Consider the following 22,798-nt stretch of genomic DNA (forward strand, 5'->3'; position numbering starts at 1 on the left):
CTCACTATTTCACATAAAATGAGTCGAAGAATAATAGATTATCTTGTTATAACTTTCAAAGGAATAGCAATGGGTGCAGCTGATGTTGTTCCAGGCGTTTCTGGTGGTACAATCGCATTTATTTCAGGTATTTACGAAGAATTAATTGAGAGTATTGACAAGTTTAATCTTGGTTTTTTTAATGTTTGGAAAAAAGAAGGGTTTCTAACAGCTTGGAAAGCTATTAATGGAAGTTTTCTTTTTGCTTTATTTCTTGGAATTGCAATAAGTATACTTTCATTGGCCAAAATAATTAAATGGTTACTTCATAATGAACCAATAATATTGTGGTCGTTCTTTTTTGGTTTAGTCCTAGCAAGTATTATTTATATAGCTAAACAAATTAGCAAATGGTCATTAAAGGTAATAGTGGCTATAATCCTAATTTCAATATTATCTTACTATATAACCTTGGCAGAACCTTTTGCATCGCCAGACAGCCCTTATTATTTGTTGTTTTGCGGTTTTATTGCAATAATTGCGATGATATTACCTGGAGTTTCTGGAGCATTTATATTATTGATATTAGGTGTCTACCAAACTGCTATTGACACAATTAATAATCTAAGAGATGGAATTTTGCAGGGTGACATGACCTTATTTAAAGAGGCATTTTTAAATTTTATCCTACTTGCTGTCGGAGCTGTTATAGGTTTAAAAGTTTTTTCTAAAGCCTTAAACTGGATGTTCAAGTATCAAAAGAATCTCACTTTGGCAATTCTAACCGGTTTTATGGTTGGTTCTTTAAATAAAATTTGGCCTTGGAAAGAAATCTTAAAAACACGCATTAATTCTAAAGGCGAAGAAGTTACCTTACTAGATAGAAGTATATTACCTACTTCCTATGGAGGAGACAATCAATTAGTAATTGCAGTTGTATTCATCGTTATTGGGTTTGCGACTATTTTAATATTAGAGAGACTAGGTAAGAATAAAACCACTGTTTAAATGCAGAGCACAAGACGCTTTAAAGATCGGGTTTTTTTGGTAATTAAGGGGCTGGCAATGGGAGCAGCAAATAAAGTTCCTGGTGTTTCAGGTGGTTTGGTAGCCTTTGTTGCGGGCTTTTATGAAGAATTTATTTATTCATTACAACGTGTTAATAAAACTGCATTTAGACTGCTGTTTAATGGACGCTTCAGTAGTTTTTATAGATACGTGAATGGTAAGTTTTTAGGCTTACTTTTCCTTGGTATGATAGTCAGCTATTTTAGTGTTTCTAAAATTCTAGACTACTTAATTATCAATTATGAGCTCTATGTTTGGAGTACTTTTTTTGGAATGATCTTAGGATCAATTTATTACATAAACAAAGATTTTAAAGAATGGAACAGAAGAACTTTAACTTTCCTAGTCATTGGAGCTCTGGTTGGATTAAGCATAAGTTTTTTAGATCCTGCCAAGGAGAATGATAATTTAATTTTTATTTTTTTCTGCGGAATAATTAGCGTTTCTGGAATGACGCTTCCAGGGTTTTCGGGTTCATTTATTTTAATTCTCCTTGGGAATTATGTTCTGCTTCTTGTTGATTCTGTAAACGCCCTTTATGATACCATTGCAGATGTTTTTACTGGAGATTTTGAATTTGTAAAAGACGCTGTCAGAATACGAATGTTGAAGGTTTTAGCTGTTTTCGCATTAGGTTCTGTTACCGGTCTTGTAACGTTTTCTCATATTTTAAACTACATTTTACATCATTATAAAAATATTACACTCGCTACTATAATTGGTTTTATAATTGGATCGCTTGGTGTTGTATGGCCTTGGAAGGAAACCATATACATGACTAATGACAACGGTGGTTACATTCTTGATTCTACAGGTAAACAAATCATATTGAATTATAAGCGTTTTTTACCTGAAGCAAGTACTGATACTTATATTGCAATTGCTTATATTGCCCTTGGTATCTTTATAGTTTTAGGATTAGAATGGTATGGACAACACACACGACAAATTAAAGCTTAAATTCGGACTAGTAGGGCGGAATATTTCCTACTCATTTTCAAGAGGTTATTTTGCCAAAAAGTTTGAAAATGAAAATCTTAATTACTCCTATGTAAATTTTGATTTAGAGTCTATTGATGATCTTTTGAATGCAATAAATAACACACCAAATTTAAAGGGTCTTAATGTAACCATTCCCTATAAGGAGGAAGTCATTCCTTTACTCGATAAATTGAACAAACGCGCTCGAAAAATTGGCGCAGTTAATACTATACAGTTTAAAGACAACAAACTAATAGGCTACAACACTGACTATTATGGTTTTAAAAACTCTTTAAGTCCTCATTTAAAAAATTATCATAAATGTGCATTAATTTTAGGTACTGGCGGTGCATCTAAAGCAATTGCCTATGCTTTAAAAAAATTAAATATTGAATATACATATGTATCACGGTCTAAGAAAATGGCTGTAGAATATCAGTATTCAGATTTGGATGATAATATAATTACAAAACATCAAATCATCATAAATTGTACGCCTTTAGGAACCTTTCCGAACATTGATCATTGTCCAAGTATTCCATATAAGGCAATTACTAAAAAACATATCCTTTTTGATTTAATTTACAACCCAGAACAGACCAAATTTTTAAAAAAAGGTCACGAAAAAGGAGCTACAACAATTAATGGTCTTAAAATGTTAGAACTTCAAGCAGAAAAGTCTTGGCAAATCTGGAATAAGCCTTAATACAGACCAAACTATTCATTTCCTTTGTAGTTCAAGGAGTTGTTAGTATCTTTAACATGCGATTAAAATAATTGACATATGTCTGAGAATGATAACCTGCAAGAAGCAGAAGGAAAAAAAGAAGTAGAAGTATTAGATGCTACTCCAAAAGAAGAAACTAAAACAGAAGTTTCAGAAGACGCTACCAATTCAAGTGAAAATGATTCTGAAACAAAGGAAGAACATGTTGATGAAATTGAAGCATCTAATGCTGAAGATGCTGAAGATGAGTCTAATGCAGAACGTCATGAGGTAGAAGAAAAGGATTACCATACTATGACATTAGACCAGTTGGTTACTGAGTTTAATAGATTACTGAACCACCATAAAATTCAAACTATATCAAAGCATGTTAATCAAATAAAAGCAGAATTCAACTCAAAATTTAGCACGCTATTAGATGAGAAGAAAGAAGAATTCGTTAATGAAGGTGGCAATGAAATAGACTTTTTCTACACTGATGATACCAAAAAATTATTCAACCAACTTTACAAAGAATACAAACAGTCTATAAGTTCTTACTATAAAGAAAGGGAACAAAACCTCAAGCAAAACTTGGAAAACAGACTAAGTATAATTGAGGAAATAAAGGGTTTGTTGAATGTTGAAGAAAATATAAATACAACTTATAAGCATTTTAAAGAACTACAAGAGAAATGGCGTAATGCAGGTCCTATCCCTAGAGATAAATACAATAATGCTTGGAATTCTTATCATCACCATGTAGAACGCTTTTATGATTTCTTGCATCTAAATAATGATTTGCGAGATATGGACTTTAAGCACAACTATGAGCAGAAGCTTAAGATCATTGAACGTGCTGAGGAACTTGCAAAAGATGAAAATATAAATCGTTCATTCAGAGAATTACAAGTTTTACATAAACTTTGGAAAGAAGAACTAGGTCCTGTAGCGAAAGAGCATAGGGAAGAAATTTGGGAACGATTTAGTAGCGCAACTAAAACAATTCATGATAAGCGACAAGCATATTATGCGGATTTAGATAAAGCCTACGAAAAGAATTTAGAAAAGAAAGAAGAAATTATTGCAAATATTCAGACAGTTGCAGAAGATAAAGTAAACTCTCATGGTGCTTGGCAGAAAAAAATACGAGAGATAGAGGCTTTAAGAGAGTCTTTCTTTAATGCTGGTAAAGTTCCATTAAAAGTAAATGAAGCCACATGGGCAAAATTTAAAGATGCGGTTAGAAATTTTAATAGAAGTAAAAATCAATTCTATAAAGATCTAAAGAAAGAACAATACGAAAATCTTCAGAAAAAAAAGGAGCTAATTAAAATTGCAGAGGAAAATAAAGAAAGTGAGGACTTTGCTGTTGTTACTCCTCTTATGAAGAAAATTCAAAACGACTGGAAAAAGATAGGTCATGTACCTCGCAGGGACAGTGATAAAGTTTGGAAACAATTTAAAAATGCCTGCAACTACTATTTTGAAAGAATACACTCTCAACGCAAAGCTGAAAATCAGCATTTGTATGATGCATTTGATAAAAAGGTAAAACTGTTAGAAAGTATTAGGAATTTAGAGTTAAAAGGAGACAATAAAGAATCTATTGAAACTTTAAAATCTAAAATTACTAAATGGAAAACCATTGGACATGTACCACAGAATAAACGCTATATAGATGGTAAATTCTATAAGGTAATCGATGAGGCTTTTGGCAAACTTAAAATGGATAAGGCCAAGCTAGAAATGGTAAAGTTTGAAAGCAAACTAGAAAACCTTGCTAATAATGATAACGACACGAGGTTATTAGACAATGAACAAAACTTTATTCGTAAAAGAATTGGTGAGGTACAAAGTGAAATAACACAATTAGAAAATAATCTACAATTTTTCTCTAATGTTGATGAATCCAACCCATTAGTCAAGGATGTTATAAAAAATATTGATAGACATAAGAAAGAATTAGATACTTGGAAAGCTAAATTGACCAAGATAAAAGGAATGTATAGTTAAAATCAAAACCCATCTGCCATTAACAGATGGGTTTTGCCCTAACTAAACTAAATTAATCTTAATTACAACCGCTTACATAATAATTAAGATCTCCTACTAAGAATATAAAAACGTTTATGTTTTTATTTTAATGTATTTACGCACAGATGTTAGTCTTGGATGTTAGAATAATAATATTTAGAAAGATTTAACAGTATTGATTATTTCATTAATCTCATGTTATAACTGAAGGACTAAATTGATTTCGCCTCTTCCCAAAACACATCCATTTCAGAAAGGGTCATGTCTTTTAGGGATTTATTAAGCTCTTTTGCTTTAGACTCTAGGTATTGAAAGCGCTTTATAAATTTCTTATTGGTGCGTTCTAGAGCATTTTCAGGACTCACTTTTAGAAATCTCGCGTAATTTATCATTGAAAATAACACATCTCCAAATTCACTCTCAATAGCATTTTTATCACCTATTGCAATTTCAGATCTTAATTCAGCCAATTCTTCCTCTATTTTTTCAAAAACCTGTTCAGGCTTCTCCCAGTCAAATCCTACACCTGCCACCTTATCCTGAATTCTGTTGGCCTTAACCATTGCTGGTAAACTTCTTGGAACACCTTCTAATACACTTTTTTTACCTTCTTTAAGTTTAATTTGTTCCCAATTGCGCTTAACATCCTCTTCGTTGTCTACTTTAACGTCACCATATATGTGCGGATGACGCTCAATAAGCTTGTCACAAATACTGTGACAAACATCAGCTATATCAAAGTCATTGGTTTCACTGGCAATTCTAGAATAAAAAACAATATGCAATAGCACATCTCCAAGTTCTTTTTTTACCTCGTCTAAATCCTTATCTAAAATGGCGTCACCAAGTTCATATACCTCTTCAATTGTTAAGTGTCGTAAAGATTCCATGGTTTGCTTTTTATCCCATGGACATTGCTCTCGCAATTCGTCCATTACAATCAATAAACGTTCAAAGGCTTTAAGTTGTGAACTTTTATCAGGCATAATTATTCCTCCTCAGAGATATCAGATTCATCTTCAGATTCTAAAGAATTTAATAGATCATTTTTCTGAAGTAAGTTGTACCATTGTACAACCTTTTTTATATCAGATGCGTAGACTCTATCTTCATCATAATCAGGTAATACTTCAAAGAAATATTCTTCAAGAACATCTTTGCCGTCTTTATGGCTAATAGATGTAGGACGACCATTCTCTTTGTCTTTTACCTTCCTTAAAACATCCTTTAATGGCACTTCTTCAGTAAGTGTATAAATGGCAATTTCACTTAAAATACTAATGTTACTGTGCGCACCAACCGTAAGTCTTTTTTTATCGAGCAACGATTCTACAACCGCTCCAGTTCTAGTTTGGGTAACAATTTCGTATAATCCTGGCTTACCAGAAATTGCCAATATTTTTTCTAAACTCATATATCTTGTATTAACGTTTTCTGCTCATAAGAGGAAAACGCATTTTATAATCTATTTTTATTTTTCCTTTCGAAATGTTGGATAACTTACCTTTAATCAAACGTTTTTTAAACGAGGAAAGTTTATCGGTAAATAAAATACCTTCAATGTGATCATACTCATGCTGTATTACACGTGCGATGAGTCCATCAAATTCCTCAACATGTGTCTCAAAATTTTCATCTTGGTATTGAATCTTTATTTTAGGCTGTCTAAATACATCTTCTCTTACGTCTGGAATACTTAAGCACCCTTCATTAAAGGCCCACTCATCACCTTCTTCCTCAAGAATCTGTGCATTTATAAACGTTCTTTTAAAATTTTTAAGTTGCCCCTGTTCTTTTTCAGAAAAACTATCGTCCTCTGCAAATGGTTCCGTATCTACCAGAAATAAACGAATTGGCAACCCAATTTGAGGTGCGGCTAAACCAACACCATAAGCTCCATACATTGTTTGGTACATATTTTCAATTAATTCGGAAAGCTTCGGATAATTCTTGTCAATATATTTTGCTTTCTTTTTTAATACGGGATCACCATATGCAACAATGGGTAAAATCATAATTTATTTATTTACGGGAGCAAAAGTACAATTCTTATTTAAGAATTTGAAGCCAAATAACTTTGCAATATTAGTGTTGCGCTAATCTCATCAACGAGTGCTTTATTCTGTCTTTGTTTTTTACTTAAACCACTATCTATCATGGTCTGAAAGGCCATTTTTGATGTAAATCTTTCGTCAATCCTTTCTACTGGTATTTCGGGTATAGCTTTATTCAGTTTCTTTAAAAAAGATTGTATATGAATCTCGCTTTCAGAAGCTGTATTATTCATTTGTTTTGGTAAACCAACCACAAACATTTCTACTTTTTCTAAATTAACGTAATCAACTAGAAAGGAAATAAGAGATTTTGTATCTACAGTTGTTAGACCAGATGCAATAATTTGTAGCTCGTCAGTAACAGCAATACCAGTTCTTTTTGTACCATAATCAATGGCTAATATTCTTCCCATATTTTGCAAATGTACAACCTTATTGAATAAAAAAACGCTCCTTATTACAGAAGCATTTTTAATTTAGCTATCAATTAAGTAATGATTTTATTTCCCTCATTTGAATAAATCATGTCATTAATTATTTATTAGACACTAAATTTTTAAGCAGGTCACGTTTATATAATATTTTTTATTTCTTCTTAAAAGAAAACTCCTCAATTACAAGGGAGAGGAGTTTTCATAATTAGCTGTTAATCAAATTCTCAGATATACTCACTAAGTAGTTTATTATCCTCGATTCAATTATATTTAAGATGCAACTTATTAATATAAGTCACAATTTTTTATTTTTTTTTTCATGATGCCTATTTGTAAGGTTATCTTTGGCAATACAAATTTTGATTATTAAATGAAAGAGTTACAGAAAACCATAGAAAGTGCTTGGAATAATCGTTCATTATTATCTGAGCAACAAACAATAGACACCATAAGAAATGTTATTGACCTTATTGATGAAGGTAAGCTACGTGTAGCTGAACCAATTGAAGGTGGATGGCAAGTTAACGAATGGATTAAAAAAGCAGTCGTTCTTTATTTCCCAATTCAAAAAATGGAATCGTTTGAAGTAGGCATTTTTGAATATCACGATAAAATACCATTAAAAAGAAATTACAAGGAAAAAGGTATCAGAGTTGTTCCTCATGCCGTTGCCAGACATGGTGCTTTTATTTCTAAAGGTGTCATTATGATGCCAAGTTATGTTAATATTGGTGCATATGTAGATGAAGGCACAATGGTAGATACCTGGGCAACGGTTGGTAGTTGTGCTCAGATTGGTAAAAATGTTCATCTTTCAGGAGGTGTAGGTATCGGAGGTGTTTTAGAGCCTTTACAGGCCGCACCAGTTATAATAGAAGATGGAGCTTTTATTGGTTCTAGATGTATCGTGGTAGAGGGAGTTAGAGTAGAAAAAGAAGCGGTATTAGGAGCTAATGTAGTACTAACAATGAGCACTAAAATTATTGATGTAACTGGTAATGAACCCATTGAAATGAAAGGTATAGTACCGGCAAGATCGGTTGTGATACCAGGTAGCTATACCAAAAAATTCAATGCTGGAGAGTTTCAGGTCCCTTGTGCATTAATAATTGGCAAGCGTAAAGAAAGTACAGATAAGAAGACCTCACTAAATGATGCACTTAGAGAATATGACGTGGCTGTTTAAATCTAAAAGATTATATACTTTATTAAAATAAACTTTAAAATCAATGTCAAGTTCCATTCGTCGTTTTTTCATTAGGCATTTACGTAAAATCAGATCTTTACCACCCAAAATCTATGTGAAAATTCACTACGAATATTTTTCTGGCCAAAAATTAGATCTTAATAATCCACAGGATTTTAATGCCAAACTTGAATGGTACAAAGTATATTTTAGACCAAAAATTTTAACCACTCTTGCAGACAAGTATGAAGTCAGGTCTTTTGTCAAAGAAAAAATTGGTGCAAAATACCTTAATGAGCTTTATGATTTCTATGATAGTCCTGAAAAAATTGATTTTAACAAATTACCTAATAGTTTTATAATTAAAGCTAATCATACCAATGGCCATAACATTATTGTAAAAAACAAGGACGATTTAGATAAGAAAAAGGTAATTAAAAAGTTTAAAAAATGGCTGGGTAAAAATCAATACTATCGAAGAGGTCAAGAATGGGCCTATAAAGATGTTAAACCAAAGATAGTAATTGAAAAATTCTTAAAGGAAGATGAAAAGGATACCTTGGTGGACTATAAGTTTTATTGTTTTAATGGAGTACCAAAATTTATAGATGTCCATTTAGATCGAGGAAATAAACATAAACAACAGTGCTTTGATTTAAATTTTGAATTATTACCCTTTAGAAAAGGTAAAGTCAATGATATCAACTATTTTACAAATTTTGAAAAACCAAGTAATCTTGAGGAAATGGTGGAATTAGTAAAAGTTTTATCGCAAAAATTACCTTTCGTACGTATAGACTTCTATTCAGTTCATGGTAGAAGCGTATTTGGCGAAATGACCTTTTATCCATCTGATGCAAGAAAGAAATTTTATCCAGAGGAATACAATGAAATAATTGGTGATTATTTTAAGCTTCCTAAACTGAATGAAAATAAATCGGTAATAACCAGTTTAGATCAAATCGAATATTAAACATAATCAATGGCTGTACCTGTAAATAAAACAGATAGTTTAATAATTGATGCCGTAATCCTTTGGGTAGATGGCAATGATGAAAAACATCGTTCTAAGATGTTGCCATATTTAGAGGATAAATCTAAGGTGAATTCTGAGCGTTATAAAACACGTTACTTTCAAGTTAATGAGATAAAATTTACCATTGACTCTATTTTTAAGTTCGCCACATTTATAAGAAATATTTATATCATTACAGACAATCAAATACCTTCTTTCTTAAAAGAAAACGAAAGAAACAATAAATATGGTAATGTTAAGATTGTGGATCACAAAACAATTTTTAAAAATTACGAAACCTATTTACCAACTTTCAATAACAGACCAATTGAAACCTGTATGCATCTCATTCCTGGTATGTCTGAACATTTTATTTACTTTAACGATGACTTCTTTTTAATTAATGAAACTAAGCCAGAAGATTTTTTTAAAAATGGTATGCCAATTCTTAGAGGAAAATGGTTGAAGTTTTCTGAAGATAAATTCAAAAATAAATTTAAGAAAGCAAAAACTGGACATAAGCATGCACAACAATTAGCTGCTAAAATTTTAGGATTTAAAAAATATTATAATTTTAGACATACACCCCATCCTCTCAGAAAATCAACCTTTGAAAATTACTTTAAAAAACATCCAGAAGTATTTATTGAAAATATCAAATATAAATTTAGAAACCCAAAACAATTTACGCCACAAGGATTTGCCAATCATTTAGAAATAAAACAAAAAACTTGTATCTTAAAAAAAGATTTAGAATTACTTTATTTTAGATCTTATAAAAAATCTTTGTATTGGTATAAATTTAAGCTGAATATTAAAGGTAGAAAGAAATTGTTCCTTGGATTGCAAAGTCTTAATCACTGTCCAGAAAAAAAATTAGATTATATCCTTGGTTGGCTTTCAAAACGTGTTGTTTAGGTTGGAACATTTAATAATTCTGCAATTTTTCAATACCGTAAGGTGTTCTTGTCACTTTTTGCTTTTTGGTGTAAGCTCTAATCTTTAAGTTTTTGTCTATTGATTCTTTCGTTTTATAGCTTCTAGGGTGATCTAGATGCAAACAAATCCCTGTGTAACGTATTTGCTTTGTTCTAATACCATTGTTCACCAAACGCTCTCCTAATTCTCTATCTGGCCCACCATATTGCATGCGTTCGTCATAACCATTTATGGCAATTAAGTCGGATTTCCATGCAGATGAATTACAATTATTAAATGTAGCACCTGTTGGTGTTACAGCATTTAAAAAGTCTGCAAAACCGTCTTTAGCAGAAAGTTTTAATATATTTTTTCCACTTAGTGTTCCCTGTTTTTTTAGCCATTTAACCTCAAAACAACGTTTAGATTTTATATCATCTTCATCAATAGCTTCGCTAATATCCATTGGTAGTTTACAGTAACCACCAGACAAAAAATAACCTTTTTCTGCATGCCTCGCATGCGTTTCAACAAAATCTACACGCGGAATGCAATCTCCATCTGTAAATAAAATGTAGTCATATTTTGCCATTACTATAGATTCATTCAAAATCTTTTGGCGTCTATATCCTTTATCTTCATGCCAACAATGTGTGATTTCTACCTGACAGTCTTTCTTAAATCTATCTATTAATGCCTTGGTTTCTTCAGTAGATCCATCATCTGCAATGATTATCTCAAAATCCTCATACGTTTGAATACTATAACCGTGTAATACTTTCTCTAACCAATCGGTTTTATTATATGTGGCAATAATTACTGTAATCTTTGGTAATACCATAGTTTTATTTAAATATACCAAATTTGGTATATATTGATTTATTCTTTTTTGTCTCTTGTCTAATTTGCAGATTTAAGACCTCCGCATTTTTATTTTTATATGGTCTATCATGATACAAATGTACGCAAATCGTACTATAACGCGCTTGTTTAAACCTTACACCATTGTTCATCATTCGCTCTCCTACTTCTCTATCTTCACCACCATATTCCATGCGCTCATCAAAGCCATTTACTGCCAGAATATCATTCTTCCAACAAGACACATTCATACCATCAAAAGTTGCTTTCGTAGGGGTTATATGATTTAAAATACGAGCCTTATGTCTTGATTTTGTTAACTTATTTAATTTAAAACTTTTTGGCTGACCTTGTTCTAATAACCAATCCATATCAAAGCATTTTTGACTCTCAACTATATCCTTATTCATTTTAAATGAAATGGACTCTGTTAGTTTAAAATAACCACCAGATAATGCAAGATTTGGCTTTCTTAATTTTAAATGGGTTTCAACAAAATCATTGCGTGCAATACAATCACCATCTGTAAAGATTAAATAATCAGTTTTTGAAGCGACAATAGCCTTATTTAAAACCTTTGTTTTTTGAAAACCATCATCCTCCTGCCATAAATGAATTATTTTTAATGACGTACTTTTCTTAAAATCCTCAATTACCCTTCTTGTAGCCTCATCAGAGCCATCATCAGCAATGATAATTTCGAAATTACCAGTTGTTTGAATATCATAACTATGCAAAACAAGTTTTAGCCAATCTGGTTGGTTATATGTACTAATTACTACTGTTGCGGATAAAGGTGAATGCATATGCGCAAAAATAGTATTTTTACAGCATTAGACTTTTAAAATGCTAAAACTATCTGGAGTTGTAATAACGTATAATGAAGAACGAAAAATTAGAGCGTGCTTGTCTTCATTAGTAAATGTGGTTGATGAAATTGTTATTGTTGATTCTTTTTCAACAGACAATACTAAGGCCATATGCAAAGAGTTTAATGTTAAATTCATTGAGCAAGAATTTTTGGGTTATATAGAACAGAAAAACTTTGCATTAAAACAAGCGAGTAATGATTATATTATTTCTTTAGATGGTGACGAATCACTTTCTGAGACACTACAGAAATCTATTAAATACCTAAAGAATAACTGGACATTTGATGGCTATTACTGTAATCGTTTTAATAATTTTTGTGGTCAATGGATTAAATATTCCGATTGGTATCCTAATAGAAAACTCAGAGTTTTTGACAGAAGAAAAGGACATTGGGCAGGTATAAATCCACATGATAATTTTCAATTAGTTCCTAATACAAAAACCAGTAGACTTAAAGGTGATATTCTACATAACACCTATCAAAGTTATTCCGAGTTTAATCAGAAAACAGAATACTTTTCTACAATCGCAGCCAAAGCCTATTATGATAAAGGGCAAACTGCATCATTTTTGAAAGTAATCTGGAATCCCACTTGGGCCTTTTTTAAGGCCTACTTCTTGAGACTTGGGTTCTTAGATGGTTTTAATGGTTTTGTAATATGTGCTCAAACCGCCAATATTACCTTTTTAAAATATGCTAAGCTTAGAGAATTATATCGCAACAACAAAAACTAGCTTTTCCAGAATTTAATTTTTTTCTTTAAGTTTCTTCGTGCCCTATATTTAAGTTGAAATTTTTGAGTTTCTGACCACATAAGATCAAAAACTTTTTGATACGGTTTTTCAATGCACCTTGCATATTCTTCACTCATCACCTCCACCATAGATTTATGAATAGTTAATCTTTTAAAATTCTCGATACGCTCTTCAAAGGACAAAGTCTTAAAATCCATTCTATTAAGATCAACCAAATAAAACTCATAAGCATCACCCTTTTTTTTGATTAATGTATTACCCGGAGAATGATCTAAAAACTTAATACCCTTTTCATGCAAACTATAGGTAAACCTGGTAAATGCACGTAAAATTTCATCGTGATTTGGATAATTCAAATCTAATGTTAGTTCCCTGTAAGTTAAATCACAGTCCAACTGATTCGTCATATAATAACTCTTCTTAAAGAGAAATAAAGTCATATATTCATAAAAAGCGATAGGTTGTGGTGTGCCAACTTTTAGCTCTTGTAATTTCATCGCATACTCAAATGATCGTTGCGCCTTACTTTTTCTAAAAAAACGATATGCAATTTGATTTACCAGGTTTGGGATTTTAAATGATTTTACATTTACTATCTTCTCATTTAATTGAAACAACCTTAGAGAATTTCTATTTTGGTTACCATAGGCCTCGCCTTTGAGATCATAATTATGAATGATACCGTCAATTTCATTAGAGAAAGAAATAAAACTGGTATGTATAGTCTTATTTTCCCTCATTTATAATTTCTCATATTATTTATCAATTTAACCAAAAGAATACTAAACGTAAAGCTCAATACAATATTCTAAGCAAAAATACCATTCTTAAAATGATTACTAAAAGACTTAAAGAAATTAGTCTTTCAGACTTTAATACATAAGGCTTATATCGTATCTTTACCCAATCAAAAAAAGCGTTTAATATTTCAAAAAAAATGAAATTAATTGCGATTTGAGAAAAGTATGAATCACGCACAAGCATTACGTCATAATATTTTTAAAATCATATCTGACGCAGCCCAAGATTTAAGTATGGACAGCTACGTTATAGGTGGTTTTGTACGTGATTATTTTTTAAATAAAGGTGACGCAAAAGATATTGATATCGTGGCCATAGGCAGTGGTATTGAGCTAGCAGAAAAAGTATCGGAAAAACTTGATAAAAAAACCAAGGTTAAAATTTTTAAAACCTATGGTACCGCAATGCTGAGATATGACGATATTGAGATTGAGTTCGTAGGTGCAAGGAAAGAAAGTTATAATGAAGACAGCAGAAATCCAATTGTTGAAAACGGTACGTTAGAAGATGATCAAAACAGACGTGATTTTACAATAAACGCACTAGCCTTAAACTTGGATAAAAACAATTTTGGTAATTTACTAGATCCATTTAGTGGACTTTCAGATCTCGAAAAAGGCATTATTAAAACACCCTTAGACCCAGATATTACATACAGCGATGATCCACTCCGGATGATGAGAGCTATACGCTTTGCAACACAATTAAAATTTAAAATTGAAGACGCTTCACTGAATGCTATTACTAAAAACAAGGATCGTATCGAGATAATAACTAAGGAGCGAATTGTTGTAGAACTTAATAAAATCCTAGAAAGCACTAAACCATCAGTAGGTTTCAAACTACTTGAAAAAACTGGATTACTTGATTTTATATTACCAGAATTAACCGCGCTTAAAGGTATTGACGAAAAGGAAGGACAAACTCATAAAGATAACTTTTATCATACTCTAGAAGTTGTAGACAATATTAGCAAAACTACCGATAATCTTTGGTTGCGTTGGGCAGCATTATTACATGATGTAGGCAAAGCACCTACCAAAAAGTTTAGCAAAAAAGTTGGCTGGACATTTCATGCCCATGAATTCGTTGGTTCTAAAATGGTGTATAAACTTTTTAAGAGACTAAGGATGCCATTGAACGACAAAATGAAATTTGTCCAAAAAATGGTATTAATGAGCTCAAGGCCAATTGTATTAGCTACTGAAGTTACAGATTCTGCAGTTAGACGATTAGTTTTTGATGCTGGCGATTATGTTGATGATTTAATGACACTTTGCGAAGCTGATATAACTACAAAGAATCCAAAAAAATTCAAGAAATACCTTAATAACTTTAAGATTGTTAGGGATAAAATTGTTGAAGTTGAAGAGAGAGATCATGTTAGAAATTTTCAACCTCCAGTATCAGGAGAAGAAATTATGAAAACCTTCAATTTAAAACCATCAAAGGAAATTGGCATTATTAAAGAAGCTATAAAAGAAGCCATTCTTGAAGGGGTAATTCCTAATGAATATGAGTCTGCACATAAGTTGATGATTGAAAAAGGGAAATCATTAGGTCTTAAAACAGATAAATTATGATAAAAATCGTTAGAACAAATTCTAAAAACGAAGATTTTATCAATCTTGTAAAGAAGCTTGATGCATATTTAAAAATTACTGATGGCGAAGAACATTGCTTTTACAATCAATTTAACTCTATTGAATTTCTAGACAATGTTGTTTTGGTGTATAAAAATAACGCTGCTATTGGTTGTGGTGCTTTTAAAAAATTTGATGCCAATAATGTTGAAATTAAACGCATGTATACGAGTGTGGATCACAGGGACCAAGGTATTGCAACAAAAATTTTGGTGGAAATAGAAAAATGGGCTTTTGAACTAGGGTTCATTTCTTGCATACTAGAAACAGGTAAAAGACAAAAGGAAGCTGTGAAATTTTATATGAAAAAATTTTATAAAATCACTGAGAACTATGGTCAATACATAGGTGTTACAAACAGTGTTTGTTTTAAAAAAAAGATTGAAAATGAAAAAGGATAACAAAACAGTTGTTTATTGGTTGCTTACAGGATGTATACTAATATTTATTATGGTTATTGTAGGAGGAATTACAAGACTCACACATTCAGGATTATCTATATCTAATTATAAATTAATCTCTGGCGTTATACCTCCAATGAATGAAATTGAGTGGAATGAAGCTTTTGACCTTTACAAACAATATCCAGAGTTCCAGAAATTGAACTATAATATGAATTTAGAAGAATTCAAAGGTATTTATTTTTGGGAGTGGATTCATCGAGTTATTGGACGTTTCATAGGACTCGTATTTATACTACCATTTTTATATTTCTTAATTAGAAAGCAACTCAATTCATCAACTATTAAAAAATCTATAATCCTTCTTTTAATGGGAGGGTTTCAAGGATTTTTAGGGTGGTACATGGTTAAAAGTGGTCTTGTAGATAGACCAGATGTTAGTCACTATAGATTAGCTATGCATTTAACTACAGCATTTTTAACCTTTGCCTATACATTTTGGGTAGCCTTAGACTTAATTTTTCCAGATAAAAAGAGCGTTGATAAGAAATTGCGTAACGTTATAAGAATTGGTTTAGTTATTCTTATTTTACAAATTATCTACGGCGCTTTTGTTGCTGGCTTAGATGCTGGTTGGATACATAATCACTGGCCTTTTATGAATGAAGGTAAGTTAGTACATGAGACTGTATACACTGAGCAAAACCCTACCTACCTTAACTTTGTAGAAGGTAAAAGCGGTGTGCAATTTGCACATAGAACTTTGGCCTACATAGTTGTAATATTCATATTAGTAATTTGGTATCAAGCAAAAAGAATAGAATTAACCTCTTTGCAAACCAGAGGAATAAATGGTCTTTTAATTATGGTAGGCGTTCAATTTTTACTAGGTGTACTAACCTTATTATTGGCAGTACCTGTTTGGTTAGGCGTACTGCATCAAGTTGGTGCATTTATTTTATTGAGTTTTATGATATTTACTCTTCATCGATTTAGTAAATAGTCAATATTTGAATTAACTTTGTAAAATGATTTACAGATTTAGAGTCGTATTAGATAATGACACCGAAGAAGATGTTTTCCGTGATTTAGAAATTCGTGAAACAGACACCATGGAAGATCTTCACAATATCATTACACAATCTTTTGGTTTCGAAGGTTTGGAAATGGCTTCTTTTTACATCAGTGATGATGAGTGGAACCAAGGCGAAGAGATTGCCATGTTTGATATGAGTGAGGCTGGCAATGAAGTTATGGTAATGGGACAGACCATTATTAAAGATGTAGTGCACGAAGCTTCGCCGAAACTTATTTATGTTTATGACTTTTTAAGTATGTGGACCTTTTATGTAGAACTTGCTGAAATCGTAGATGAAGCGGAGGGTACAGATTATCCAAACCTAATGTTTGTTCACGGACAAATACCTGATGAGGCTCCAGACAAAACTTTTGAAGCACAATCTGATGATGCTTTTGATGAATTTGAAAATGATGTTGATGTGGACAATTATAGTGACTTAGACTTTGATGAAAATTGGAACTAACGGTTACAATTTACTAGTACTCACATTCTCATAATTTCGCTTCACAAAATCCAAGATAACTTTCACAATTTCGCCCATTGATGCGCATTTTCTAAAATTTTTGTCATGCGAGTAATTATAGATTTCTTCCTTTAAATTATTCACGTTTTTTTTGTTCGAAATTTGATCAGACTTCATACATTTTAATAGGGCATTCAGTCTATTCCTGCAACTAATAATACGCTTAGCTACTATTGATCGTTCTTCAATTTTATATTGCTCAATAGATTCTTCTTGAATTTTACCTTGAACCATTTTTACCATCTTAAAGTTCTCTTTAAAAAACTGTGGCATATATATTTTTAATTTTCCTTCATATGACTGCTGATCAAAATCTATTGCCCTAATCTTAAAAATGACCTGGTCAAAATCATGAATTGGTATAATTACATAATTATAAGACCGCATATCACCTAATAATGTAATTGTGCAACGCTCATTAAACTTAATAAACTCTTTTGCTATTTGCGCCTTTTCCATTTCCGTGCGATCGTCTAGACTATTTTTAATGAATTCATCACCAGGTATTCCAGCAATATGCTCCTCAATTAGTGTGTCCTCGCAAACCAAAAAATTAAGACTGTATGGTGATAACATGTGCTCTATTTCTAAGCCATAAATTCTCGATGCATCAGCCTTTTTTACATAGAAATATGTATAGTTGTCATTAAGTATATTTCTAACCTTAATTCTAAATGGTTTAGAATTTCCGAATGTACAATAATCAATGGCATCTACATTGAGATATTTTAATATCCAGTCTCCACCATCAGAAACCAAATAAGAATACACTTTTTTTAAACTAAGATCAATTTCTATTCTATCCGAATCATTATAATATACTCTTATCCAAAGCGTGTCCTCATCATTATCATCATAAACAATTACGGAACCTTGAAAACGTAATAAATCCGAATATAAAATAGGTAATTCGATGTTTCTTCTATACTCAGAGAGATACGCATTTAAGTTTTCAGATACAGGAAAAGAAGGTTTCTTCTTTGATATTTTTATATCGTCTGCCATTAGCTAAATTTAATCCTTTTATTTAAATTTTTGTAACAAAAAAATACTTCAATCGTCTTACCTTCATAACCAACTTTTACTGATGTTTTTTCAGTACTAAAATCAATCATACATTGGAACCAATCTTATCAATCAATAATCTTACTAAAAAATTCGGGTATTTAACAGCCGTTAAAGATTTAAGTTTCACAATTAACAAAGGGAATGTTTATGGCATACTTGGACCAAATGGTAGTGGTAAATCAACCACATTAGGTATAGTACTTAACGTAGTAAATAAAACAAGTGGAGACTTTCACTGGTTTGATGGAAATACATCAACCCATGATGCTTTAAAACAAGTTGGTGCGATTATAGAACGCCCTAATTTTTACCCTTATATGACTGCTGAACAAAACCTAAAATTAGTTTGTAAAATTAAAGGGGTAGATGAAAGTAAAATAGCAGAGAAATTAGAAATTGTTGGCCTTTTTGATCGTAAAAACCATAAGTTCAGAACCTATTCACTAGGTATGAAACAGCGTTTAGCGATAGCCTCTGCCCTTCTAAATGACCCTGAAATTTTAATTCTTGATGAACCCACAAACGGCTTGGACCCTCAAGGCATTCATCAGATACGTCAGATAATAAAGGGCATTGCAAAAGACGGAACAACTATTTTATTAGCATCACATTTATTAGACGAAGTAGAGAAAGTATGTTCGCATGTTGTAGTACTTAGAAAGGGTGAGAAATTATATTCTGGTCGTGTAGATGAAATGATAAGCAGTCACGGATTCTTTGAATTAAAATCAGAAAAACATGATGAGCTTTGCAATTTACTTGAAACTCATGAAAACTTTGGCAATGTAAAAGTTGAAGAAGACCTAATAACTGCATTTTTAAAGGAACCAATGTCGGCCTCAGACTTTAATAAACTGATGTTTGAAAAAGGTATTACACTATCACATTTAGTTAAACGCAAAGAAAGCTTAGAAGAGCAGTTTTTACAATTAACCGACGACCAATAAACAATTAAAAAACAGCTTCAATTCAGTTGAAGTAAACCAATCAAAATATGTTTCGACTTATACAATTAGAACTCCAAAAATTATGGCTTAATAAAGTAAGTCGCGTCTTAATTTTTGTATCATTTATATTACCGTTTACCGTTTTAGTATTATCCTCAATTAAGATAAATTTCTTTGGTTTTTTTACCTTAGAACTTGGTGAGTTAGGCATCTTTAACTTTCCAATAATTTGGCATATCACTACATTCTTTGCTTCGTACTTTAAGTTCTTTTTTGCTATTGTAGTTGTGAGTATGATTGGTAATGAATACAGTAATAAAACACTTAAACAAAACCTCATTGATGGCCTAAGTAAAAAGGAATTCATAATGTCTAAGTTTTATACAATTATTTTCTTCTCATTATGTGCTACAGTCTTAATTGGTCTAGCTACATTTTTAATTGGCCTATACTATTCTAGCTATACCGAAGTAGTTATTATATTTAGAGAAGTCGAGTTCTTATTAGCCTATTTTGTTAAACTTGTTGGCTTCTTTAGTTTATGTCTATTTTTTGGAATGTTATTAAAGCGCTCGGCATTTGCACTAGGATTTTTATTTGTATTATACATATTTGAATGGTTAATATTTTGGGGAGCATATGAGGCACTAGGTAGTGCTGACAATGCGTTTAAGGTGAAGAACCTTCTTCCTTTAGAGTCTATGTATAAACTTATAGATCAACCTATTCAACGAATAGTAATGACAAAGTTTCCAGAGAAAACAGATATTGCCTATGACTATGCTGTGCATTGGTATGAAATAGTTGTAGTTTTAGGCTGGACGGCGCTTTTTATATTTTTATCCTATCGATTATTAAAAAAGAGAGATTTATAATATCTTTGATAGCTATTGATTGCTATAAAATTCGACATACTAAAAACTAGAGTTTTAAGTTCTTTTAATTAAATAGTATGTTATTGTGCTTTGCACACCAAAGATGTTATGAAGAGAATAAGTTCACTATTTTTATTTCTATTTATTTGTGCAACATTATTAGCTCAAAATGAAGCTTCCTTTTGGTACTTTGGCCAAAATGCTGGTGTACGTTTTGATGCCGATTTAGGTACTGTAACTGCAGTAACAGATGGACAATTAAGTACGTTGGAAGGTTGTACTTCCATTTCAGATGAGGATGGTAATTTATTATTCTATTCTGACGGTAGTACAATTTGGAACAGAAACCATCAAGTAATGCTTAATGGTACTGGTCTGAAAGGTGACGATTCAAGTACATCATCTGGTCTTATTGTTCCAAAACCCCAAGATCCTACTTTTTATTATTTATTCACAGTTGACGAACCACATCATAACAATACGTCAGCATTTCCTACCATGAGTGCTAATGATGGCATCAATGATGGCTTTATGTATTCTAGAATTAATATTCTAGATGATGGTGGATTGGGTGCTGTTGATGCAACAGAAAAAAATGTTCCATTAGTAACATATGACCCAACAAATCAGCTTGAAAGCGAACTAAAATGTTCTGAAAAAATTACAGCTGTAAGAGCAGATGATTGCTCTTCATTTTGGGTCTTGACTCATTTTGGAGATACCTTTTACGCCTTTAAAATAGATGAAAATGGTGTAAACACCACTCCAGTAACATCTACAGTTGGACCAAATATTCCGGTTGAAGGGTATAGACGAAATGCTTTAGGCTATTTAAAAGCCTCTCCTGATGGCACCAAACTTATTTCAGCAAATTTCGGAGAATCAACGATTCTTAATGAAGATGCCGGTGGTGGTATTTATTTATTTGATTTTAATAATGACACTGGAGTTGTCTCAAATCCATTAGAAATTTATAGTGCCCAAAATAATAATAGTCCATATGGTGTAGAATTCTCGGCAGAAAATAGAAAAGCATATGCTACCATTGGTTTTGGGCCTGGTGGTGGTGGTACTAGCCAAGTTCTTCAATGGGATTTAGAAAGTGCTGATATCCCTAATTCTCTGCAAGTTATACACACATCAAATACGATTAGTGCAGGTGCATTACAACTTGGTATAGATAGAAGAATATACAGAGCACAATTCAGCTTTGTAGGTGACAATAATGTTTCTCGTTACTTAGGTGTAATTGAAAACCCAGAAGCAGATGGAAATGATATAATATATAATGAGCAAGGTGTGTTTTTAAGTACAAATCCTCTTGGTCTAAATACAAGTAGGATCGGATTACCACCTTTTATTCAGTCATTATTTAATTCTCAAACCGATATTATAAGGAATGGTATAAGTACCACAGAGCTGAGACTATGTACAGGAGATTCTTACACATTACAAGCAGACGATTTACTTGGTGCTGACTATGTATGGTCATTTAACGGCGTACCTATTGCCGGAAATAATCAAGCAGAATTATTTGTAGATACACCTGGATTCTATGAAGTTTTTATTGAACCTAATAATGGTGAATGCCCAATTGAAGGCAGTGCTGTGGTTGGAATTTTTGAGATTCCTGTTGCTAATCCATTAACTGATGTAACACTGTGTGATGATAACTTTAATGATGGTGTCACCGAATTTCTTTTTACTGATAAAAATCAAGAAGCTCTACTTAATCAAGACACTCAAAGTTTTATTGTTGGCTATTACGAATCTTTAGATGATGCAACAAATAAAGAAAATGAAATTTCTTTGCCTTATACTAATATATCTAATCCACAAACCATTTATGTAAGAGTAGACAATATTAATAATACCAATTGTTTTGATATCAATTCATTTGAAATTGATGTATTTGACACACCGCAAATCGCAGATATTAATGATGAAATATTTTGTGACAATTTTGGTGATCCAACAGATGGTATTGCAGAAATTGATTTGAATACGTTAATTCCAAATATACTTGGCCAACAAGATGAGTCTCAAATAAATGTAACATTTCATAATACTCAAAATGATGCGGATATAGGCAATGCGCCTGTTGCTTTAAATTACATTAATACTGATGCATTCAATGAAACAATATTTATAAGAGCTGAAAACACATTAAATTCCGCATGTTTTAGAACAAGAGCATTCAATTTAATAGTTAATCCTATTCCAGAAGCCAATGATGTTTCTGTGTTGCAGTGCGATGAGGATGGCATACCAGAAGGCTTTACCGTTTTCAATATCAACCAGCTCCTCGATGATATTACGGGTGGCAACCCTCAGGTAAACGTGGATTACTATCTCTCCCAAGCGGATGCAGATACTGAGTCCAACCCAATCGAAGGCGATGCCTTTGAGAACTTTGTCAATCCTCAGGTGATCATCGCTCGTATTACTAATCCTTCAACAGGATGTTTCGATTTCTGCGAGGTATCTTTGGAGGTAAGCCTAACCGAAACTAACGATGCCAGCCTTACCGCATGCGACGACGATGGACAGGAAGACGGTTTCACAAGCTTTCAGCTATCCGATGCGGACGG

At 32.0% G+C, this 22,798-nt stretch carries 22 protein-coding genes and 1 pseudogene; 15 read left to right on the forward strand and 8 right to left on the reverse strand.

All coding sequences use genetic code 11. The features are described 5' to 3' along the window. The first annotated feature begins 18 nt into the window (after positions 1–18). The 4 genes from DUZ96_RS05530 (at position 19) to DUZ96_RS05545 (ending at position 4,750) form a co-directional block, all read left to right on the forward strand. Complete coding sequence (locus DUZ96_RS05530) at positions 19–987, forward strand: DUF368 domain-containing protein (RefSeq protein ID WP_114300950.1); 969 nt, start codon at positions 19–21, stop codon at positions 985–987. Further along, positions 988–2,007, forward strand: a complete 1,020-nt coding sequence (locus DUZ96_RS05535) for a DUF368 domain-containing protein (RefSeq protein ID WP_114300951.1) — start codon at positions 988–990, stop codon at positions 2,005–2,007. Further along, entirely contained in the window at positions 1,976–2,734 is a 759-nt protein-coding gene (locus DUZ96_RS05540) for a shikimate dehydrogenase (RefSeq protein ID WP_114300952.1), read from the forward strand. The genes DUZ96_RS05535 and DUZ96_RS05540 overlap by 32 nt, the downstream gene beginning before the upstream one ends. Before the next feature lie 78 nt (positions 2,735–2,812). After that, a complete protein-coding gene (locus tag DUZ96_RS05545; RefSeq protein WP_114300953.1) occupies positions 2,813–4,750 on the forward strand; it encodes a DUF349 domain-containing protein in 1,938 nt (645 codons plus the stop codon). 233 nt (positions 4,751–4,983) lie between these two features. Here DUZ96_RS05545 and mazG read toward each other — a convergent pair whose 3' ends face one another. From mazG to ruvX, 4 genes are read right to left on the reverse strand one after another with little or no spacing between them, the layout of a single operon-like run. Beyond that, entirely contained in the window at positions 4,984–5,757 is a 774-nt protein-coding gene (gene mazG / locus DUZ96_RS05550) for a nucleoside triphosphate pyrophosphohydrolase (protein WP_114300954.1), read from the reverse strand. Between the two features lie 2 nt (positions 5,758–5,759). After that, the gene (locus DUZ96_RS05555; RefSeq protein WP_114300955.1) at positions 5,760–6,185 is read right to left on the reverse strand and encodes a DUF5606 domain-containing protein; all 426 of its coding nucleotides are present in this window, start codon (positions 6,183–6,185) and stop codon (positions 5,760–5,762) included. A gap of 10 nt (positions 6,186–6,195) precedes the next feature. After that, positions 6,196–6,786: a peptide deformylase gene (gene def, locus DUZ96_RS05560; protein ID WP_114300956.1), complete on the reverse strand. Its 591-nt coding sequence runs from the start codon at positions 6,784–6,786 to the stop codon at positions 6,196–6,198. 38 nt (positions 6,787–6,824) lie between these two features. After that, positions 6,825–7,238 carry a Holliday junction resolvase RuvX gene (gene ruvX, locus DUZ96_RS05565; protein ID WP_114300957.1) on the reverse strand — a complete coding sequence of 138 codons (414 nt, stop codon included), beginning with the start codon at positions 7,236–7,238 and terminating at the stop codon, positions 6,825–6,827. A gap of 391 nt (positions 7,239–7,629) precedes the next feature. Between ruvX and DUZ96_RS05570 the strand changes: the two genes are divergently transcribed. From DUZ96_RS05570 to DUZ96_RS05580, 3 genes are read left to right on the forward strand one after another with little or no spacing between them, the layout of a single operon-like run. After that, positions 7,630–8,445, forward strand: coding sequence for a 2,3,4,5-tetrahydropyridine-2,6-dicarboxylate N-succinyltransferase (locus DUZ96_RS05570; RefSeq protein WP_114300958.1), 816 nt, complete (start codon positions 7,630–7,632; stop codon positions 8,443–8,445). 43 nt (positions 8,446–8,488) lie between these two features. Continuing rightward, positions 8,489–9,418, forward strand: a complete 930-nt coding sequence (locus tag DUZ96_RS05575) for an ATP-grasp fold amidoligase family protein (protein WP_181855234.1) — start codon at positions 8,489–8,491, stop codon at positions 9,416–9,418. Positions 9,419–9,427: 9 nt separating this feature from the next. Then, positions 9,428–10,378 (forward strand): Stealth CR1 domain-containing protein, encoded by a 951-nt coding sequence (locus DUZ96_RS05580; protein ID WP_114300959.1) that lies wholly within the window; start codon positions 9,428–9,430, stop codon positions 10,376–10,378. 10 nt (positions 10,379–10,388) lie between these two features. Here the strand turns inward: DUZ96_RS05580 and DUZ96_RS05585 are convergent, their stop codons facing one another. Continuing rightward, entirely contained in the window at positions 10,389–11,219 is an 831-nt protein-coding gene (locus DUZ96_RS05585) for a glycosyltransferase family 2 protein (protein WP_114300960.1), read from the reverse strand. 4 nt (positions 11,220–11,223) lie between these two features. Continuing rightward, positions 11,224–12,045: a glycosyltransferase family 2 protein gene (locus tag DUZ96_RS05590; protein ID WP_114300961.1), complete on the reverse strand. Its 822-nt coding sequence runs from the start codon at positions 12,043–12,045 to the stop codon at positions 11,224–11,226. A 40-nt stretch (positions 12,046–12,085) separates the two neighbouring features. On the opposite strand from DUZ96_RS05590, the gene DUZ96_RS05595 reads away from it, so the two are divergent. Then, positions 12,086–12,847 carry a glycosyltransferase family 2 protein gene (locus DUZ96_RS05595; protein ID WP_114300962.1) on the forward strand — a complete coding sequence of 254 codons (762 nt, stop codon included), beginning with the start codon at positions 12,086–12,088 and terminating at the stop codon, positions 12,845–12,847. On the opposite strand, the gene DUZ96_RS05600 is transcribed toward DUZ96_RS05595, so the two are convergent. Continuing rightward, positions 12,844–13,608: a lipopolysaccharide kinase InaA family protein gene (locus DUZ96_RS05600; protein WP_114300963.1), complete on the reverse strand. Its 765-nt coding sequence runs from the start codon at positions 13,606–13,608 to the stop codon at positions 12,844–12,846. The genes DUZ96_RS05595 and DUZ96_RS05600 overlap by 4 nt on opposite strands. A 225-nt stretch (positions 13,609–13,833) precedes the next feature. Here DUZ96_RS05600 and DUZ96_RS05605 point away from each other — a divergent pair, with 225 nt between their 5' ends. From DUZ96_RS05605 to DUZ96_RS05620, 4 genes are read left to right on the forward strand one after another with little or no spacing between them, the layout of a single operon-like run. After that, a complete protein-coding gene (locus DUZ96_RS05605) occupies positions 13,834–15,252 on the forward strand; it encodes a CCA tRNA nucleotidyltransferase (RefSeq protein ID WP_114300964.1) in 1,419 nt (472 codons plus the stop codon). Then, positions 15,249–15,713 (forward strand): GNAT family N-acetyltransferase, encoded by a 465-nt coding sequence (locus tag DUZ96_RS05610; protein ID WP_181855235.1) that lies wholly within the window; start codon positions 15,249–15,251, stop codon positions 15,711–15,713. The genes DUZ96_RS05605 and DUZ96_RS05610 overlap by 4 nt, the downstream gene beginning before the upstream one ends. Then, positions 15,700–16,716 (forward strand): COX15/CtaA family protein, encoded by a 1,017-nt coding sequence (locus tag DUZ96_RS05615; protein WP_114300966.1) that lies wholly within the window; start codon positions 15,700–15,702, stop codon positions 16,714–16,716. The genes DUZ96_RS05610 and DUZ96_RS05615 overlap by 14 nt, the downstream gene beginning before the upstream one ends. Before the next feature lie 25 nt (positions 16,717–16,741). After that, entirely contained in the window at positions 16,742–17,257 is a 516-nt protein-coding gene (locus DUZ96_RS05620) for an IS1096 element passenger TnpR family protein (protein WP_114300967.1), read from the forward strand. Positions 17,258–17,260: 3 nt separating this feature from the next. Here the strand turns inward: DUZ96_RS05620 and DUZ96_RS05625 are convergent, their stop codons facing one another. After that, a complete protein-coding gene (locus DUZ96_RS05625; RefSeq protein ID WP_114300968.1) occupies positions 17,261–18,322 on the reverse strand; it encodes a hypothetical protein in 1,062 nt (353 codons plus the stop codon). A 113-nt stretch (positions 18,323–18,435) separates the two neighbouring features. Between DUZ96_RS05625 and DUZ96_RS05630 the strand changes: the two genes are divergently transcribed. The 3 genes and pseudogenes from DUZ96_RS05630 to DUZ96_RS05640 form a co-directional block, all read left to right on the forward strand. After that, positions 18,436–19,332, forward strand: a complete 897-nt coding sequence (locus tag DUZ96_RS05630) for an ABC transporter ATP-binding protein (protein WP_114300969.1) — start codon at positions 18,436–18,438, stop codon at positions 19,330–19,332. Between the two features lie 47 nt (positions 19,333–19,379). Beyond that, the gene (locus DUZ96_RS05635) at positions 19,380–20,207 is read left to right on the forward strand and encodes an ABC transporter permease (protein ID WP_114300970.1); all 828 of its coding nucleotides are present in this window, start codon (positions 19,380–19,382) and stop codon (positions 20,205–20,207) included. Positions 20,208–20,315: 108 nt separating this feature from the next. Then, positions 20,316–22,798: pseudogene (locus tag DUZ96_RS05640) on the forward strand (CUB protein); the annotation flags it as partial.

This window comes from Winogradskyella sp. KYW1333, from assembly GCF_003335675.1.
In the GTDB taxonomy this organism is placed as follows: Bacteria; Bacteroidota; Bacteroidia; order Flavobacteriales; family Flavobacteriaceae; genus Winogradskyella.

Excerpts from the sequence above, each read along its gene's own strand:
- DUZ96_RS05530 (WP_114300950.1), top strand. The coding sequence starts at position 19 with ATGAGTCGAAGAATAATAGATTATCTTGTTATAACTTTCAAAGGAATA.
- DUZ96_RS05535 (WP_114300951.1), top strand. The coding sequence starts at position 988 with ATGCAGAGCACAAGACGCTTTAAAGATCGGGTTTTTTTGGTAATTAAG.
- DUZ96_RS05540 (WP_114300952.1), top strand. The coding sequence starts at position 1,976 with ATGGACAACACACACGACAAATTAAAGCTTAAATTCGGACTAGTAGGG.
- DUZ96_RS05545 (WP_114300953.1), top strand. The coding sequence starts at position 2,813 with ATGTCTGAGAATGATAACCTGCAAGAAGCAGAAGGAAAAAAAGAAGTA.
- mazG (WP_114300954.1), bottom strand. The coding sequence starts at position 5,757 with ATGCCTGATAAAAGTTCACAACTTAAAGCCTTTGAACGTTTATTGATT.
- DUZ96_RS05555 (WP_114300955.1), bottom strand. The coding sequence starts at position 6,185 with ATGAGTTTAGAAAAAATATTGGCAATTTCTGGTAAGCCAGGATTATAC.
- def (WP_114300956.1), bottom strand. The coding sequence starts at position 6,786 with ATGATTTTACCCATTGTTGCATATGGTGATCCCGTATTAAAAAAGAAA.
- ruvX (WP_114300957.1), bottom strand. The coding sequence starts at position 7,238 with ATGGGAAGAATATTAGCCATTGATTATGGTACAAAAAGAACTGGTATT.
- DUZ96_RS05570 (WP_114300958.1), top strand. The coding sequence starts at position 7,630 with ATGAAAGAGTTACAGAAAACCATAGAAAGTGCTTGGAATAATCGTTCA.
- DUZ96_RS05575 (WP_181855234.1), top strand. The coding sequence starts at position 8,489 with ATGTCAAGTTCCATTCGTCGTTTTTTCATTAGGCATTTACGTAAAATC.
- DUZ96_RS05580 (WP_114300959.1), top strand. The coding sequence starts at position 9,428 with ATGGCTGTACCTGTAAATAAAACAGATAGTTTAATAATTGATGCCGTA.
- DUZ96_RS05585 (WP_114300960.1), bottom strand. The coding sequence starts at position 11,219 with ATGGTATTACCAAAGATTACAGTAATTATTGCCACATATAATAAAACC.
- DUZ96_RS05590 (WP_114300961.1), bottom strand. The coding sequence starts at position 12,045 with ATGCATTCACCTTTATCCGCAACAGTAGTAATTAGTACATATAACCAA.
- DUZ96_RS05595 (WP_114300962.1), top strand. The coding sequence starts at position 12,086 with ATGCTAAAACTATCTGGAGTTGTAATAACGTATAATGAAGAACGAAAA.
- DUZ96_RS05600 (WP_114300963.1), bottom strand. The coding sequence starts at position 13,608 with ATGAGGGAAAATAAGACTATACATACCAGTTTTATTTCTTTCTCTAAT.
- DUZ96_RS05605 (WP_114300964.1), top strand. The coding sequence starts at position 13,834 with ATGAATCACGCACAAGCATTACGTCATAATATTTTTAAAATCATATCT.
- DUZ96_RS05610 (WP_181855235.1), top strand. The coding sequence starts at position 15,249 with ATGATAAAAATCGTTAGAACAAATTCTAAAAACGAAGATTTTATCAAT.
- DUZ96_RS05615 (WP_114300966.1), top strand. The coding sequence starts at position 15,700 with ATGAAAAAGGATAACAAAACAGTTGTTTATTGGTTGCTTACAGGATGT.
- DUZ96_RS05620 (WP_114300967.1), top strand. The coding sequence starts at position 16,742 with ATGATTTACAGATTTAGAGTCGTATTAGATAATGACACCGAAGAAGAT.
- DUZ96_RS05625 (WP_114300968.1), bottom strand. The coding sequence starts at position 18,322 with ATGGCAGACGATATAAAAATATCAAAGAAGAAACCTTCTTTTCCTGTA.
- DUZ96_RS05635 (WP_114300970.1), top strand. The coding sequence starts at position 19,380 with ATGTTTCGACTTATACAATTAGAACTCCAAAAATTATGGCTTAATAAA.